The organism is Nocardia carnea NBRC 14403 (assembly GCF_000308515.1).
In the GTDB taxonomy this organism is placed as follows: Bacteria; Actinomycetota; Actinomycetes; order Mycobacteriales; family Mycobacteriaceae; genus Nocardia; species Nocardia carnea.
The window spans coordinates 32,021-47,620 of sequence record NZ_BAFV01000058.1 but is presented as its reverse complement, the minus strand read 5'-3'; the positions used below and the strand labels follow the sequence as shown (position 1 = coordinate 47,620).

The window sequence follows — 15,600 nt, the reverse complement described above, 5'->3', positions numbered from 1 at the left end:
TCACCACTCCTTCCCGTGAACTTTGGAAAGGCAATCCTAACTCACGGTTTCCCGGTGGCGCGGAGCCACCAGGGCATCGTGCTCGTCGAGCAGGGCGAAGTATTTGCGCAGCATCAGGGCGGCGGTGGCGGCCAGGCCCGCGGTCAGTCCCCACCACACTCCCGCAGCGCCCAGTCCGGCGGGGAAGGCCAGCACAACCGCCGTGGGCAGGCCGACGAACCAGTAGCCGACCACCGATAACCGGAAGCCCGCGTTCGTCGCCTGTAGCCCGCGCAACAGTCCGGTGCCGATGTTCTGGGCCGCGTCGAAGAACTGCAGGACGATACCGATCAGCAGCAGCGACCGGGCCACCTCGAGGGTCGCCGAATCGTCCAGGTCGAGGAACGGGCGCAACACCAGTTGCGGGACGAAGACATAGGCCAGGCCGGTGACCAGCGCGACCACCCCGGCGCACCGCAGCGCCAGCCAGGCCAGGCCGCGGGCGTGCGCGGTTTCCTCGCGCGCCACACTGTGGCTGACCAGGATCGAAGCGCCGTGCGAAATACCGATGGCGACCTGGAAGACGATATAGATCACCTGGTAGACGACATTGTGCGCGGCCAGCGCGGCCGGGCCCAGGGAACCCATGACCAGGGCGAGTACCGAGAACATCCCGGCTTCGGAGCCATAGGTCAGCGCGATGGGCGTACCGAGCCGCAGTTCGGCGCGAACGGTTGCCGGGCGCACCGGCCACGGGCGCAGCGGCAGGGTACGACCCAGTTGAGGGTCGCGGCGCACCATGGCCCAGAAGGCCACGAACATGAGCAGGAAAACCAGCGAGCTCGCGACACCCACACCGGTCAGGCCCAGGGCGGGCAGCCCGGCCCAGCCGTGGATCAAACTCAGTGCCAGCACCAGGTTGACCGCGATGGAACCGAGGGTCACCAACAACAGGGCCTGTGGGCGCTGCATACCGACCGTGTACTGGCGCAGCACCTGGAACCACAGGCACGGCAGCAGGCCGGGAGCCAAGGCGACCATCAGCGGCCGGGCCTGCGCGAGCACACCGGCGTCCTGGCCGAGCCATTGCAGCGACCAGCCCAGCCCGATGAGGATCGCGCCGCCGAGTAATCCGGCGGCGGTCGCGATCAGGAAACTCGACCGCACCACATCGCGGATCTCCGGGTCGGGATCGGTGCCCCGTTTCCCGGCGGCACCCACGGCCGCGGCGATCTGGTTACCGCTGCCGGTGATCAACCCGACGCACATGGTGCGGATCTGGTTGAACAGCACCAGCGCCAGCCCACCGGCCGCCACGGCCTGCACACCGAGACTGCCCATCAGGGCGATATTGGTGGTGGATACCGCGACCTGAGCGAGCTGGGTCAGGGCGATCGGGGTGGCCAGGGCGGCGAGCCGCCGGAAATCCGGGGCGGCGAACCGCCGGGGGGCGGGACCGGCCGCCCGGCGGCCGTCGGGACGATATCGCGAGAGTGGTGTGCTGATCACCGGGCCCGCACCATGGTGTCCGAATCCTCCGTATCGTCGTGCTCGTCGTGGGTGTGCTCGTCCGGCCGTGCGGTAGCGGAATCACCGGTGCCGGCGTCGCCGAGTACGGGCGCATCCACCGGCTGTGTACCACGGCCCGCGGGAGCATAACGGGTCAACAGCGCGTGCACCTCGCGTTCGGCGGCGGTGTCGAGCAGATCGTGTTCGGCCATCCAGTCGTCGTCGAATACCGTGTCGAGGTATTTTTCGCCGCCGTCGCACACGATGGTGACCACGGTGGAACCGGCCGGGAACTCGTCGAGCCCGGTCAGCCCCGCATATACGGAGCCGCCCGCCGAACCGCCCAGCATCAGCCCGAGGTGGCGGGATACCGCGCGGCAGGTGGCGAAGGCGTCCCGATCCGATACCTTGACTCCCTCGTCGAGCAGGTCGTAGTCGACGGCGGTGCCGATGGTGGCGCCGGGCGGGGTGCCGGTGCCCGACTGCCAGTAGGGTCCGCCGGGGCCGCCGAACGCGATCGAACCGACCGGTTCCACCCCGATGACGCGCGGTACACACCCCAGCTGCCGTAATCGGGTCGCCGTACCGAATAAGGAACCACCGGTGCCGACCGCGGAGAGCAGGATATCCACCCGGTCCACCTCGGCCAGTAATTCCTCGGCCACCGCGTAATAGCCCACCGCGTTGGCGTCGTTGTTGTGCTGTTCGGTGAAAAACGCATCGGGTAGCCCGGCCGCCATGGCTTCGGCGTGGTCTTCGCGGGCGGAGGTGGCCAAGGTGTCGTCGCCGTCGTCGGCGACGAAGACCAGATCGGCACCCATTGCTTGCATGGCCCGCAATTTGTCCTTGCTCGCGTGATGGTCGACCACCGCGGTGAAACGGTAGCCGCGTTCGGCGGCCACCACCGCCAGGCCGAGCCCGGTATTTCCGGACGTGGATTCGATGATATGCCCGCCCGTGCCCAGGAAACCACGGCGTTCCGCATGCAGAACCATTTCCCGCGCCATCCGTATCTTGGCGGCACCCGTCGGATTGAATTGTTCGAGTTTGAGCAGCAAGCGGCTCCCGGAAGGGGTGGTCGCCAATTCGAAGAGCGGGGTGCGGCCGATCAGGTCCGTCACGCGGGTGACGAGGGGCATGGCAGAACTCCTGGGCGTCGATAGCGGTCGGTGCGAAGCGGCCTGGGCCGGGCGGCCTTACCGTCAGGATGAAATAAGGCTGTCAGGATCGATCGAGAGCCCAGCGGAATCGTCCGCCCGGCGCTTGCGAAAGCACCACCTTCGGCGGGATGGGCAATTCGTGGAATGGTGATTCGTTGGAATCCATCTGGTACCCGGCAGTATTCGGGTAGAGCAGCAGATCACCGGTCTCCGCGGCACGCGGCAGCGGAATCCGCCGCCAGCTGAGCATGTCCGATTCCAGGCAGGTGGCGGCGCCGACGACCGTGGGGGTGGGCGTTCCGGCGGCGGTGGGCCAGAGCACCGGGTCGGGCAGGTATTCGCTGTCGAACCATTGTTCGGACAGGCTCAGGCTGGAACCGTCCACCGTCAGTACCCGGTACGGCTGCCCGTGCTCGTGGCGCGTCTTGTGGCCCTGGACGCGGAACACGGTGCTGCCCGCCCGGTCGAGCAAGGCGCGGCCCGGTTCGACCGCCAGGGTGGTGCCGGTCTGCCGGAGCCGCCGGGCCAGGTCGTCGCGTTCCAGAATCGCGGCCAGCATGGCCGGGCCTGGGTCGGGAAAGGAGTACGGGTAATACGATTCGAAGGCTTTTCCGGAATGGAACCATCGGCGGTTGGCTTCGTCCCGGAAAGCGGACCAATGTTCGGCGGGTACGTAATCGACCCCGAATCCGCCGCCGACGGAGATCGTGGTGGCCGGATGGCCCTGTGCCCGGGCCGCCTGAATACGATCCAGTAGCTGGACTGCCAATTCGGCACGGGGCACAGGATCGTATCCGGACAAATGGAAACTGAAGCCCTGGAGCGTGATCGACGGGTGATCGGCCGCCGCGGTGACGGCTCGGCCGAGTTCGTCCGCCGACATCCCGAACCGGCTGGCCGAAGCTGCCGGCAGTACCCGCAGCAATATCCGTACCGGGATATCCAGGGCGGAAAGGCGTTTCAGCTCGCCCAGGCTGTCCACGGCGATCAGGCAGCCGTGCCGGGCGGCGAGCCAATGCAATTCATCGGCCTTCTCGGGCCCGGTCACCAGTAGATCCGCACCGCGGACACCCTGCGCCAGTGCGGCGACGAGTTCACCGGTACTGGATACGTCGACCCCTGCTCCCGCGGTCGCGCAGGCCCGGGCGACGCACGCCGCCTTGTTCGCCTTCTTCCCGTAGAAGACCGCCCCGGAAACTCCGGCGGCAGCGAAAATCCGCTGGAATCCGTGGATGTTCTCGACCACCCGGGCCGGATACATCATATGGAACGGCCCGCCGACCGCGTACGCGATATCCGCCAGCAGGTGCGGATCCGCGAGCACCTGCTCTTCCCAGGGATCACGGTGCGCGGGCAGCGGTGCGGCCACCGTTCCCGCGTGCTCACCGCGGGAACCGGGGCCGGCTCCCGCGGGGGCGCCGGCTCCGGTCAATCCCATAGCGCGACCTCCGTGCCCCGCCCCTCGGCGATGGCCCGTTCGGCCAGCGCGTGGGCCACCGCGATATCGGTGAGCACCAGACCGCTGTTGTAGACGAAGATTCGTTCGTCGGCGCGGCGGCGGGCGACGGCGCGCCGGCTCAGAATCTGCGGTAGTTCCGCGTCCACCGGGCGCAGTACGCCGTTCTCGTCGGCCATATCGGTGCCGGTCAAGGCCATCTGCTCGGCGCTGGTGGCGATCACCCGGTCGGCGTCGCTCAGCGTGGAGGGGGCGAGACCGTAGCCCACGAGGACTACCACCGCCCCCGGTTTCAGATGTTCGGATTCGATCGCGACCTCGGTACCCGGCCCGGCCGTGGCCAGTACGACATCCGCTGTCCGCGCCGCCGCGTAGGGGTCGTCCACCGTTTCCAGCAGCGCATGCGGCGCATACTCGGCGAGCTGGCGGTGCACCGCGTCGATACCTTCGGGATGGGTGCCGAACAGCGTCAGTTTGCGCAGTTGCGGATTGGCGGCGAGCAGATGCGGCAGCGCGTTGCGGCCCTGGGTCCCGGTACCGATCAGCAGCACCGAATCCGCGTCCCGGCTCAGCGTTTCCCGCACGAGCAGCGCGGACACCGCCGGGGTGCGCAGCGCACCCACCCGGGCGCAGTCCATCATGGCGATGGGGGCGCCCGTGGTGTCGTCGTAGAGCGTGATCGTCGTGAAGTAGCGCTTGGTGGTGCGGTCGTGGCCGGGGTCGAATTTGTACGATGATTTCATCGCGACCACCCGGCGCCGGCCGTCGCGGCCCAGCATGGCGTAGGCCACCGACCAGCCGTCCGGGTTGGCGACGCTGAGTTTGCGTGGGTTGTCCGAATCTCCCGCGGCCAGGGCGATATAGGCCTCTTCCACAGCGCGGACCACCTCGGCCGGAGCCACCGGCACATCGGCCAGGTCGCTGCGGCTCAGGACGCGCAGTGGAGTTGCTCGGTCACGTGTGCCCAATGGATCCTCGATCATCTACTGCACCGTTCCGCTCTTCCCGCGCCTCCCACGCCGGTGCCGCCTGTCGCGGCGGCGCCGGTGCGAAGGGCGCGACGATCTGCTGACCGTATCCATTCTCCCTGGATTCGGCTGCGCGGCGCGGGCGTTCGGGTAGCCGGATGTTCACTCGTTTGAGCCAGCGATCGGTGCCGTCGTAGCGGGGAGTGAACGGCACCCGGCCGTGGACGGCGACATCGTTGTCCACCAGGAGCAGCTCACCGGGTTGTAACGCGGGTACCACGCATACTCGTTCGAGTTCGCGTTCCAGCTGCGCATAGGCCTCCTGGAACGCCGGACCGGCTTCGTCGAGAGGGGTGTAGGCCGGGTCGAAACGAAGTGTGAGCGAACCCGGGTCGTCTTCGTGACCCGGTTCGCTCCACAGGGTCGGCACCGGGACGGCATCGGCCCGTTCGAATGCCGACCCGTAAGAGACATCCGGCAGGATCGGCAGGGTGGGCGTGCGCAGGATGTCCTGCTGCGGGCGGGTCAGCCGGACGCGCCGTACCGAGGACACCGTGGTGCCGACCGATTCGGGATTGCGCAGGCAGACCAGCATGAGCATATTGGCGCGCAGCGAGTGGAATGCGTCCTCGGTATGCGGGCTGAGCAGGACTGTGCTGCTGGCGCCCGACTGTTCGAATTCGTGTCCCGCCGCGGGAATGATGTTGTTGACCAGGCGCCCGTCCTGCTGTCCGGCCCAGCCGAACGGTTCTCCGGCTGCCGCGGCCAGCAGCAGCATGGCGATATCCAGTTCGAGCGAGCCGCGTGCCCGGCCGGGGTCGGTACTCCACAGCGCGGCGGTCTGCCAATCCGGTGGAGTGAGGCCGATTTCACTGTCGGACAGTGGTAATCCGCGCACGATGCAGGCGCCGGCGGCGGTGGCCGGTGGGCGGACGGCGGTGCGCACCTCGACCGGTAGATCACCGGCACGGGCGCTGATTTGTGCCAGCAGGACCGGGTCTGCCAGGGGTTCGGCCGTGTCGACCGAGGAGTGAGTCGCTGTGAGGGCGATCTCAGCGGCCAGGTCGCGTACCGCCTGTGCGGCGGTGCCGGGTAACTCGCGGTGCTCGATATCGTCGATGCTGGGTGGGTGAAGCGCTTTACGTTCGGAGAGAACGCTGTTCACCAAAGTTTCCCTTCTCGGAATCGTGGATCGAGGTACCGGTGCGGAGGAGTCGATGTGCGAAGTTAGTGCGTGGCCGCGGCGCTGGCAAGGCTTACCTAACTACGGCATGTGATAGCGGTTGGGTATAGCGCGCTCAACGTACAGGTAGGCGGGTGTATGGTCATCGGGTGTTTCGCTGCGGTGAGACGCAGAACACGGTAAGGCTAGCCTGCCCTTGCGGCAAATTCCGGACGACTCGCCGGTGGTGAGAAGTGCCGGGCTGCAACGTTTTCCGCCCGGCCGCACCAGGCCGGAGCGGGATCAGAAACTGTTTGCCAGCAGTGCGTACTGGGCCGCGGTCTTCTGCCGGATCTCGGTCTCGTCATCGCTGGACACCACACCGACGTACCGCTTGTACGGGACGAAACAGCGGTACCGGTACTGACGCTCCGGATCACCGGAGCTGTTGAGCTCCAGGCATTTCACGCCGGGCACTTCCTCCGGTGCCGCCATCGGATCGTAGGCCGGGCCCGCCGATTCGATGAAACCGTTCACCAGGATCGGCGCTCCGGCCGGATCCCGCACCCGCGCCACAGAACTGCCGGCGGAGTAAGCGGTGCGTTCGAACCCGGACTCATCGAGCAACCGGGCCCGCGCAGGCTGATCGTCGGCCGAATTGATCAGATAATTGCGGCCGTAGACAGCGAACTGGTCCGGATCCGGCTCGTGACCTTCCCGATCGGCGACCACCACCCGCGCCAGCAGATTCTCCGGATCGACCGCCAGATCGGCGATATCGGCCGTCGGCGTCGGTGCGAACCGGCCGAGCTGATCGAGCTGGGCGGTCAGAGTTCTGTCCACCCACGACACCAGATCCGCGCTGTCGGCCACCGGGCGCTGGACGAACAGCGACAAGACGAACTCTTCATGGGCGAGGAACGCGCCGATACTCGCGACACCGGGCCGCCAGTGCAGCAGAGCCTGCGGGTACTTCTCCGATTCCAGCTTCCGGTTGTCCGGCGAAACGCCGATATCGGCGGCCTCCAGTTCCTCGGCTGCCTTCGCGGCGCTGCCGGTGTCGGGGAACCGCAGCGCCACCACCTGGATCGCGGTGGCATCCGAAGTAGGCCGGGGCTGTCCCTCCGGGTCGTCCTGATCGGCACCCCCGGCGGCATAACCGACCACCATCCGGTGATTCTCGAGAATCGGCTCGGACACATTGGCCAGGAAATCGACCGCTGTCGCCGGGTCCGGCAGCACCCGCGAGCCCCGGCCGAACTTCAGCGACGGATCGACCTGGCTGCTCGTCACGACGGCCTCCGACATCCGGATACCTTCCAGCACCACGCCGTGTTCACCGGCCTCTTGTGGATAACTGAACCGGTCGACCGGGAAATCACCGACATCGAGGGTGCGGACATCGATCTCACCGGGCACTGCCGTACCGGCCACCGAACCGCATCCGGACAGCCCGGCCATCAGGAGAGCGACCAGCGCGGTGACGGCGCCGCGACGTGTTATCCGAACCATGGGCCGCCTCTCGTTCCGATCGAAGCTGCAGTGTCGAAGTTACCGGACGTCCGGAGATCTCGGGGAGGGCCGGCCCCGGCCTTGCCATACCCTGGTGTAGTGGCAGACAACCCGCGGCAGCACCCGGGCGGAGATTGATCCGCATGCAGGACCAGCAGGTCGAGGTGGTGCCCGGGTCGCATGCGGTGGCCCGGGTCGCGGGCGCGGTGGTGCTGGTGGCCCACCGCGGCACCGGCCGCCCCACCGCGGATTCGCCGGCCGTGCGGGCGCTGGTGGCCCTGGCCGAACTGGTCTACGAGGCCACCGCCCGGGAACCCGAGGGCCCCGGCGCCACGATCGCCCGGCACGCCACCAGATGGCTCACGGCGAACTCGGCGCAGGCCGGCCCCGGCACTCCGGCCGATTTCGGGATCCTGTCCGCCGCGGGACCGGGCCGGGTGGCGATCTTCCTGCACGGCGCCGTCACCGCAGTCGTGGCCGGTGCGACCACGGAATACTTCCACGGCCGCGACGCGGCCTTCACTGTCGACCGGACCACCTCTGTTCCCTCCCACGCGGTGGCGCTGTTCGTCGACGACCCGCTCGCGGACCCGGATGACGACGCTGTCCGGCCCGAGCTCCCCGCCGCTCGCGGGATCGGCCGGCTGGTCGAGGGCATCGCCGAAGCCGGCGGGGCGATCGCGTGGGCGCCGGCGGTCCGTCGAACTGTCGTGCCGGCGGAACCGAGCCGGGGGAGCGGGGTGGTACTCGGTAAAGAAGCCGTGCGCGGCGGCCGGGAACAGCCTGCGGAACCTCAGGTGACGCCGGAGGCCTCGGCGCCGGGATCGGGAACGGCGAACGTGCCGGTGAGCGCGGCGGGTAGTTCCGGGGGAACGACCGGAGATCCGGAGGTCGACGGCGTACCGGAATCAGCAGTGGAAAGTGCTGTGGGGGCGTCGCGGGGTGGTTTGGGAGCCGAGGGTCCTCAGGTGGGGGCGACGCGGGGGGATCCGATGGCGGAGCCTGGGAAAGCCCGCGGGCCTGCTGTGGACAGTGTGCAACTGTCCGAGCGGGCGACCGTCGCATCATCCGGCGACCGCGAACAGGACAGTGTCCCGCCGGCCGCCACCGATCCTCACCACGCGGAGACGGAGATCAGCAGTCGGCAACCGCCGCGGGCGAGCCCTCCCGGGGAGGGCCTCGACGAGACCGCCGATTCACTCCCGAACCGGGCCGGCCCGCGGCGGCCCGCGTATCCCACTCCTCGCAGGGATATCCCGGTACCGCAGCCGGGGCAGGGTGAGCAGTCCCGGCAGGGGCCGCCGGAGCGCGGGACCCCGCCGCTGGATCCGGAACTACGCCGGCGCACCGAAGCCACCGCGAAAGGTGCCGCGCTGACCGTGAAGGTCAGGGGGTTCAAATGCGCGCGTGCCCACCCCACCGACCCGCGCTCGGCGTTCTGCAGTGTGTGCGGGATGCCGGTGGATCAAACCCAGCCGCTCATCGAAGTTATGCGGCCCCCGCTGGGCATTCTGGTCCTCGACGACGGTTCGACCTATCTGCTGGAGACCGATTCCGTTCTCGGCCGCGATCCGGAGAAATCCGAGCCGGCCCGCCGGGGGCTCACTCCGCTGCAGATCACCGACAACTCGGGTGGCATGTCACGCGCGCATGCGGAACTGCTGCTGGTCGAGTGGGATGTGACGCTGGTGGACCGGGGTTCCACGAACGGCACCCGGGCCCGCGCTCCCGGATTCCGGGAATGGGCGCGGGTGCCGCCGCATCAGCCGATGGTGCTGGTGCCGGGGACGGAGATCCTGATCGGTAACCGCATGCTGCGCTTCGAATCCGCTGCACCGCCACCCTTCGGGTCCTGACGCGCTACCGGCCCCGCGACTACTGGTACCTGGCGGCGCAGGTTTCCTCTCCACCCAGCACTCCGGCGCGGAAGGCGTCGACCCGGGAGAACCCGCTCGGTACCGTCTTGCCTTCCACATCACTGGCGGCGAGACCATCGGTGAGCAGGCCGGATACCGCTTCGTCCAGATCGCCGGCGGCCAGCGTGATATCGCCTTCGGCGCGGCCGGTCTCGGCCAGTTTGCCGGTGGCCACACCGGACAGGCATGCCGCCCGCAACCCGGTTTTCGCGCCGACCAGTTCCTGGTCGCGGCTGCGCTGCACCGAGAGGGTACAGCGGGAGATGAATACGACGTAGCCGTTGTAGTCACCGGTTACCTTCACCGGCAGCGGGACATCGGAATCGTCGGTCGGCGCACCACGTTCGGAGAGTCCGTCGACATTGGTCGCGATCGTATTGTTCGCCGGGCAGTAGGTGACGGGCTCGGTGGAGACGCCGTCGCGGCAGTCGATTTCGGCGCCCTCGTAGCTGTAGGCCGGCTCGTCGGGCACCGGCAGGAGCACCGAAAGCGCCTTGCTCAGTTCGACCAGGCTCTCTTCGGTGATATCGAATTCACCGGAGGCGCCGTCGAAGCTCTGTGGCAGATCGCCGCGCCGCTGTTCGATCTCGTCCATATCGATGCCCTTGCAGCCCTTGGCGCCGTCGGTGAATCCGACCTGCACGGCGGTGACCCGCTCGAAGGCCGAACCGTGCACGCTTTCCGGGTCGTCGGGATCGGAATCGCGGATCGCGACCGTCGCGGCGAGTACCGAGTTCAACCCGTCGGAGGTGTTGATGGTGAAGTAGTCCGATTTGCCCTCCGCGACCCAGCGCATGTAGGCACCGGCGAAACAGTCGGCCTGCTGTTCCTTGACGATCACCGGATCGTCGCGGTCGACGATATCGGCGTTGTTCTGGATCGCGTGACCGTATTCGTGGGCGATCACCATGACCACCGCCATCTGCCCGAATGTCTCCGACATCGTCGGCAGCAGCAGCTCCCGGTCCCAGCCGATGGAGTTGTCCAACCGGCAGTAGGCGGCATTGACCATCCGGTAGGTCGATTCGGTGCAGAATTCCACCGATTCGCGGCGGGAATCGCGGGCACTCCAGGAGATCAGCTTCGCCACCGGGTCGAATTCGCCCTCGAACTCGGTGCCGTAGTGCTTCTCCCAGTACGCCTGGACGTCGGTGACCGCGTTCAACGCCAACGTGTCGATCTCGCCGCCGTCACCGTTTTCGGCACTCAAATCGGTGGGCGGGACGTTCGCGCGGGGCCCGTTGGGGCCGCTCGTCGTGGGCAGCCCGGCCACCTGGAAAGGATTGTCGTAGATCGAGACCGCCCGGCCGTCCACCGCACGGGTACACCCGGTGACCAGCAGCACTGCGCACAGCGCCGCCACAGCGAGTGCGGCGACCCGGAGTTTCGGCATGGATTCTCCCCCATTTTCGGCCGGTTCGGGTGCTGGCATCTCCCGCTGAGCGGGGCGATCACCCCCCAAGCGGGGGCATCTCCGATGCCCGGGTAATGGAATAGTATCCGCTGCATGTCTGCACCGGGGGTGCGCACTATCACGGTGCGCCACGATGGAACCGAACGTGTCTTCGATTCGAATCAGCAGATCACTTTGGGCCGTGCGCCCGAGGTGACGCTGTTCGTCGACAGTCCGCTGGTTTCGCGGGTCCACGCGATTCTGGCCTGGCAGTCGGGAGCCTGGGTGCTCACCGACAACGGCAGTACCAACGGAGTGTTCGTCGACGCACGCCGGCTCGGGGGACCCGTTCCGATCGACCGGCCTACGCAGGTCCGTCTCGGTGACGCGATCACCGGGCCGCTGCTGTGGCTGGTTCCGTCCGGGGTTCCGCAGCAGCAGGCGCAGCGGCCTGCGCAGCAGCAGTTTCCGTCCGGGCAGCAGCCGTACCCGTCGGGGCAGCAGCAGTTCCCCGGTGGGCAGCAGCAATTCCCGGGTGCACAACAGCAGTTTCCGGGCGGGCAGCATCAACCGGCACAGCCGCCGCATCGACCTCAGCCCGCTGTGCAACCGCAGGTCGCGCAGCATGCCTCCGCCCCGGTCAATCCGCCGCCCGCGCAACGCCCGCCGCATCAGCAGCCACAGCCGTGGGCACCGAGCCCGGCACATCCGTCGCAGCCCCCGCATTCCGGTCCGCTCTCGCATTCGGCCGCGACCCCGCATTCCCCACCGGCCCCGCATTCCGGCCCGGCCCCGCAGCAACCGGCCAACGTGAACATGACCGCCAAAGCGAGTATTGCCGCGGTACCGCCGGTACGGCACCGCGCCAGCGAGGGCCCGATAGCCCGGGCGGACCGGATTCCGCCGGGCGGGCTGGCGATCGGACGTACCTCCGACAACCAGATCGTGGTCAACGATCCGCTGGCGTCGCGGAAGCATGCCCGGCTCGTCGCGGGCTCCGAGGGCCTGGTCATCGAGGATCTGGGTTCGGCCAACGGCACGTTCGTCAACGGTGTCCGCCGGCAGCGCACGGTGCTGCGCGAACGCGACATCATCACCATCGGCAATATCGACTTCGAGGTCTCCCAGGGCACGCTGGCGCACCGGCAGCGGCCGGTCGCCGAACAGGGGTTGACCGTGCACGGGGTCGGGTTCACCGTCGAAGGCAACAAACAGTTGCTGGTGGATGTGAACATGCAGGCCGGACGCGGCACGCTCACCGCGTTGATCGGACCGTCCGGTGCCGGTAAATCCACTCTGTCCCGGCTGATCGCGGGTAGCACCCAGCCCTCCGGCGGGCAGGTGGTCTTCGAAGGCCGCGATCTGCACGCCGAATACGAGGCGCTGCGTTCACGTATCGGCATGGTTCCCCAGGACGATGTGCTGCACCGCCAGCTCACGGTGCGGCAGGCGCTCGGTTTCGCGGCCGAACTGCGGCTGCCGCCGGACTCCTCCAAGGCCGACCGGCAGCAGGTCATCGACGGCGTGCTGCGCGAACTCTCGCTCACCGAGCACGCCGATACCCGGGTGGACCGGCTCTCCGGCGGGCAGCGCAAACGCGCCTCGGTGGCCCTGGAACTGCTCACCGGCCCCTCGCTGCTGATCCTGGACGAACCAACCTCCGGCCTCGATCCGGCGCTGGACCGGCAGGTCATGATGATGCTGCGCGAACTGGCCGACGCCGGGCGTGTGGTCATCGTGGTCACGCACTCTGTGGCCTGCCTCGATATGTGCGATCAGGTGGTGCTGCTGGCCCCCGGTGGGAAAACCGCCTACGCGGGTAACCCGGCGGGCGTCGAATCCGCGCTCGGCACCAGCGACTGGGCCAAGATCTTCGCCGATGTCGCCGCCAACCCCGATGCGGCCTTCGCCCACTATCGATCCCGGCAGGCGGCGCTACCACCCCCACCGCCACCCGCGGCGCGGCAGAGCGGAGGTGGTTCGCCACCACAGTCGGGTGCCTGGAAACAGTTCTCCACCCTGGCCCGGCGGCAGCTGCGGCTGATCCTGGCCGACCGCGGCTATATGGCGTTCCTGGTGCTGCTGCCGTTCGTGCTCGGCGGACTGTCACTGCTGGTGCCCGGTAGCAACGGGTTCGGCCGGCCGCCGCTGATCCAGCAGGACGACGGCACCTTCGTGCCCAACGGTGATTCGGAACCGCAGATGCTGCTGGTGGTGCTGATTCTCGGCGCCTGCTTCATGGGTATGACCCTCACCGTGCGTGATCTGGTGGGGGAGCGCACGATCTACGTGCGGGAACGCGCGGTCGGGTTGCGGTCGGGGGCCTACCTGTGGGCGAAGGTCACGATCTTCGGTCTCGCCGCGCTGGTGCAGTCGGCGGTGCTGGTCGGTTTCGTACTGCTCGGGAAGAAGCGGCCGCAGGAGGGGTCGGTACTGGCGATGGGCGGTGCCGAGCTGTACATCGATATCGCGGCGACCGCGGTGTCCTGTGTGGTGCTCGGGTTGCTGTTGTCGAGCCTGGCCAGGTCCAGTGAACAGGTGATGCCGCTGCTGGCGGTGGCGATCATGGGCCTGCTGGTGATGGCCGGCGGGATGATTCCGGTCACCGACCGGGTGGTGCTGGAGCAGGTCACGTGGCTGTTCCCGTCGCGGTGGGGATATGCCTCGGCGGCGTCGACGGTGAATATTCGGGAGCTGTTCATCGCGGCGCAACCGGACGGGCTCTGGGAACACACCCGCGGTGCGTGGTTCCTGGATATCGGCATGGTGGTAGCCCTCACGGCAGTGCTCGCGTTGCTCACGTGGAGCCGGTTGCGGCTCAAGAAGTCGGCGCGGTGAGATCGATGACCGGCTGCTTCCATTGTTCGCGCCGCTGGTGGGTGGGGGCGGCGAGCGCGACGACCACACACCAGGCACACTGATGCCTGTGATGGTGCGAGTTGGTGCGGTACACCTCGGGTGGGATGTGGTGTCCGTGGCCGCGGGCGGATCCGGCGTACCCATCCGCCCAGTCCAGGTCGAGGGAAGCTACAACCCACCCGCCTATTTGCTGGCCGATGCCTCCGGCAAGCTCTATACCGCCGCAGCGGGCCGGCAACGGCCCGATCTGGGTATGGCGATTCCGGACGTACGGGAGATACTCGGGCATCCGCAGATCGTGATCGCGGGCGCCACCTGGCCCGCCGAACTGGTCTTCCGGGCCCGGCTCTACAACCCGCTGGCTTCGGTCGGAACCCATCTGCGTGGGAAACCCGATGTGGTCGCGCTGCCGTATCCGGACGACTGGCCGGATCCGAAGATCGACGCCTATGCGCGACTGGTCGAGCAGCTCGATGTCGAGGTGGAGCCTATTCCGGAGTCCATCGCGCTCTCCGGGTATGTGCGGGCGCTCGGCCTGGTCCGGGCACCTGATCACCGCTTGCCGGACGGCCTCGGCGCGACGGCGGTCCATTTCGACGGCCAGGTGGTCGACGGCCGCGCCAATGTGCTCGTGGTCGCGGTCCACGGTGACGAGGAACGGCCCACCGAATCGGTGTACGTCCCGATCGACCCCGAATCCACCCGTGATCCGCGCATCGCCGACGACACCGTGATCGAGGTGATGGCCGCGGCACGGGCAATAGGCGCCGACAATTCGACGGTGCTGCTCGCGGGCCAGGTCGTCTTCAACGAAACCCTGCGCTTCGCCTTCCGTAATCATCTCGGGCAACGGCTGAAGAAGGCCGAACACCCCATGCACGCCCTCGTTCTCGGCGCCACGCATCTGCTGGTGAGCGAGAACGAGGACGACGACGAGGAGGGCGACTCAGCGGGCTACCTGCAGACAGCGCCGCCCGCCCGTCCGAACATGCCGGGTCCGCGGGATGGAGCGCCCGGGCGAGCGGATGAGGCACCCGGTTCGCCGGGGCGGAATCCGGCCGCCGGACCGCATCCGCACCCGTCCGCCGTGGGGCCCGGTCCGCACGGTCCGGTAAGCGAATATGCCACCATCCAGGTCGGCCGCGGTGACGTACCACCGGGCAAGGGCAAGCTCTGGAACAAGATGAAGGACAACCTGTTCGGTGTGCCCGCCGTGCTGGGTGTGGCGGCTCTCGCCGCAGCCGGGGTCGTCGCCGGGTCGGCTACCGCGCAGGCGCAGATCGCGCCGCCCGGCGTCGTCGTTCCGGCCGGACACAAGGTCGATACCTCGAGCGAGCATCGTGCCGCGGCTTGTGTGCCGATGCCGCGCGTGCTGGTGGAACCGCCCGATCAGGCCGGGGTAGCGCCGCTGGAGCGTCCGCTCTATGCGCAGGCACCGGCCCCGGGTGCGGGCGAATCCGCACCCGGCCCGGAAGCGCCGGCCGACGACGGCGCCGAATGCGGCCGATCCGGTATCGACACCCTGCGCTATCTGGTGCCCGGCCGGCCGGGTGTCACCGACCCCGGTCCTCCGTTCGACATCTGAGCCGGTAGCGGCCGATTTCGGGGGCCACCGGCCGGCTGGTATCGTGGTCCGCTGGTGTGCGGAACACCGAGCCCGGGTCTCAACCGGCCGCCGGGAACCCC

General features: G+C 68.2%; 10 protein-coding genes. 3 read left to right on the top strand and 7 right to left on the bottom strand.

The genetic code is table 11. The features are described from left to right. Positions 1–36 precede the first annotated feature (36 nt). The 6 genes from ON22_RS21900 to ON22_RS21875 all read right to left on the bottom strand — a co-directional run bounded on the left by ON22_RS21900 (position 37) and on the right by ON22_RS21875 (position 7,746). Entirely contained in the window at positions 37–1,386 is a 1,350-nt protein-coding gene (locus ON22_RS21900; RefSeq protein WP_033243713.1) for an MATE family efflux transporter, read from the bottom strand. A 98-nt stretch (positions 1,387–1,484) separates the two neighbouring features. After that, positions 1,485–2,627 carry a PLP-dependent cysteine synthase family protein gene (locus ON22_RS21895; protein ID WP_081595750.1) on the bottom strand — a complete coding sequence of 381 codons (1,143 nt, stop codon included), beginning with the start codon at positions 2,625–2,627 and terminating at the stop codon, positions 1,485–1,487. A gap of 82 nt (positions 2,628–2,709) precedes the next feature. Then, entirely contained in the window at positions 2,710–4,086 is a 1,377-nt protein-coding gene (locus ON22_RS21890) for an alanine racemase (RefSeq protein WP_081595749.1), read from the bottom strand. Further along, positions 4,077–5,087 carry an ornithine cyclodeaminase gene (locus ON22_RS21885; protein WP_051157932.1) on the bottom strand — a complete coding sequence of 337 codons (1,011 nt, stop codon included), beginning with the start codon at positions 5,085–5,087 and terminating at the stop codon, positions 4,077–4,079. The genes ON22_RS21890 and ON22_RS21885 overlap by 10 nt, the downstream gene beginning before the upstream one ends. Further along, entirely contained in the window at positions 5,059–6,237 is a 1,179-nt protein-coding gene (locus tag ON22_RS21880; RefSeq protein ID WP_051157931.1) for a TauD/TfdA family dioxygenase, read from the bottom strand. The genes ON22_RS21885 and ON22_RS21880 overlap by 29 nt, the downstream gene beginning before the upstream one ends. A gap of 300 nt (positions 6,238–6,537) precedes the next feature. After that, positions 6,538–7,746, bottom strand: coding sequence for a DUF7373 family lipoprotein (locus ON22_RS21875; RefSeq protein ID WP_033243449.1), 1,209 nt, complete (start codon positions 7,744–7,746; stop codon positions 6,538–6,540). A gap of 143 nt (positions 7,747–7,889) precedes the next feature. Between ON22_RS21875 and ON22_RS21870 the strand changes: the two genes are divergently transcribed. Further along, positions 7,890–9,602 carry an FHA domain-containing protein gene (locus ON22_RS21870; protein ID WP_033243448.1) on the top strand — a complete coding sequence of 571 codons (1,713 nt, stop codon included), beginning with the start codon at positions 7,890–7,892 and terminating at the stop codon, positions 9,600–9,602. Between the two features lie 19 nt (positions 9,603–9,621). Here ON22_RS21870 and ON22_RS21865 read toward each other — a convergent pair whose 3' ends face one another. Beyond that, the gene (locus ON22_RS21865; protein ID WP_051157930.1) at positions 9,622–11,055 is read right to left on the bottom strand and encodes a neutral zinc metallopeptidase; all 1,434 of its coding nucleotides are present in this window, start codon (positions 11,053–11,055) and stop codon (positions 9,622–9,624) included. A 114-nt stretch (positions 11,056–11,169) separates the two neighbouring features. On the opposite strand from ON22_RS21865, the gene ON22_RS21860 reads away from it, so the two are divergent. Both ON22_RS21860 and ON22_RS21855 read left to right on the top strand, forming a co-directional pair. Further along, positions 11,170–13,893, top strand: coding sequence for an FHA domain-containing protein (locus ON22_RS21860; protein ID WP_033243447.1), 2,724 nt, complete (start codon positions 11,170–11,172; stop codon positions 13,891–13,893). Positions 13,894–13,984: 91 nt separating this feature from the next. Beyond that, positions 13,985–15,499 carry a hypothetical protein gene (locus ON22_RS21855; protein WP_231508520.1) on the top strand — a complete coding sequence of 505 codons (1,515 nt, stop codon included), beginning with the start codon at positions 13,985–13,987 and terminating at the stop codon, positions 15,497–15,499. Positions 15,500–15,600: the final 101 nt, after the last annotated feature.

Bases quoted from the DNA above. Each gene is read 5' to 3' on its own strand.
- ON22_RS21885 (WP_051157932.1), bottom strand. From the start codon at position 5,087: ATGATCGAGGATCCATTGGGCACACGTGACCGAGCAACTCCACTGCGC.
- ON22_RS21870 (WP_033243448.1), top strand. From the start codon at position 7,890: ATGCAGGACCAGCAGGTCGAGGTGGTGCCCGGGTCGCATGCGGTGGCC.
- ON22_RS21895 (WP_081595750.1), bottom strand. From the start codon at position 2,627: ATGCCCCTCGTCACCCGCGTGACGGACCTGATCGGCCGCACCCCGCTC.
- ON22_RS21855 (WP_231508520.1), top strand. From the start codon at position 13,985: ATGGTGCGAGTTGGTGCGGTACACCTCGGGTGGGATGTGGTGTCCGTG.
- ON22_RS21875 (WP_033243449.1), bottom strand. From the start codon at position 7,746: ATGGTTCGGATAACACGTCGCGGCGCCGTCACCGCGCTGGTCGCTCTC.
- ON22_RS21890 (WP_081595749.1), bottom strand. From the start codon at position 4,086: ATGGGATTGACCGGAGCCGGCGCCCCCGCGGGAGCCGGCCCCGGTTCC.
- ON22_RS21865 (WP_051157930.1), bottom strand. From the start codon at position 11,055: ATGCCGAAACTCCGGGTCGCCGCACTCGCTGTGGCGGCGCTGTGCGCA.
- ON22_RS21860 (WP_033243447.1), top strand. From the start codon at position 11,170: ATGTCTGCACCGGGGGTGCGCACTATCACGGTGCGCCACGATGGAACC.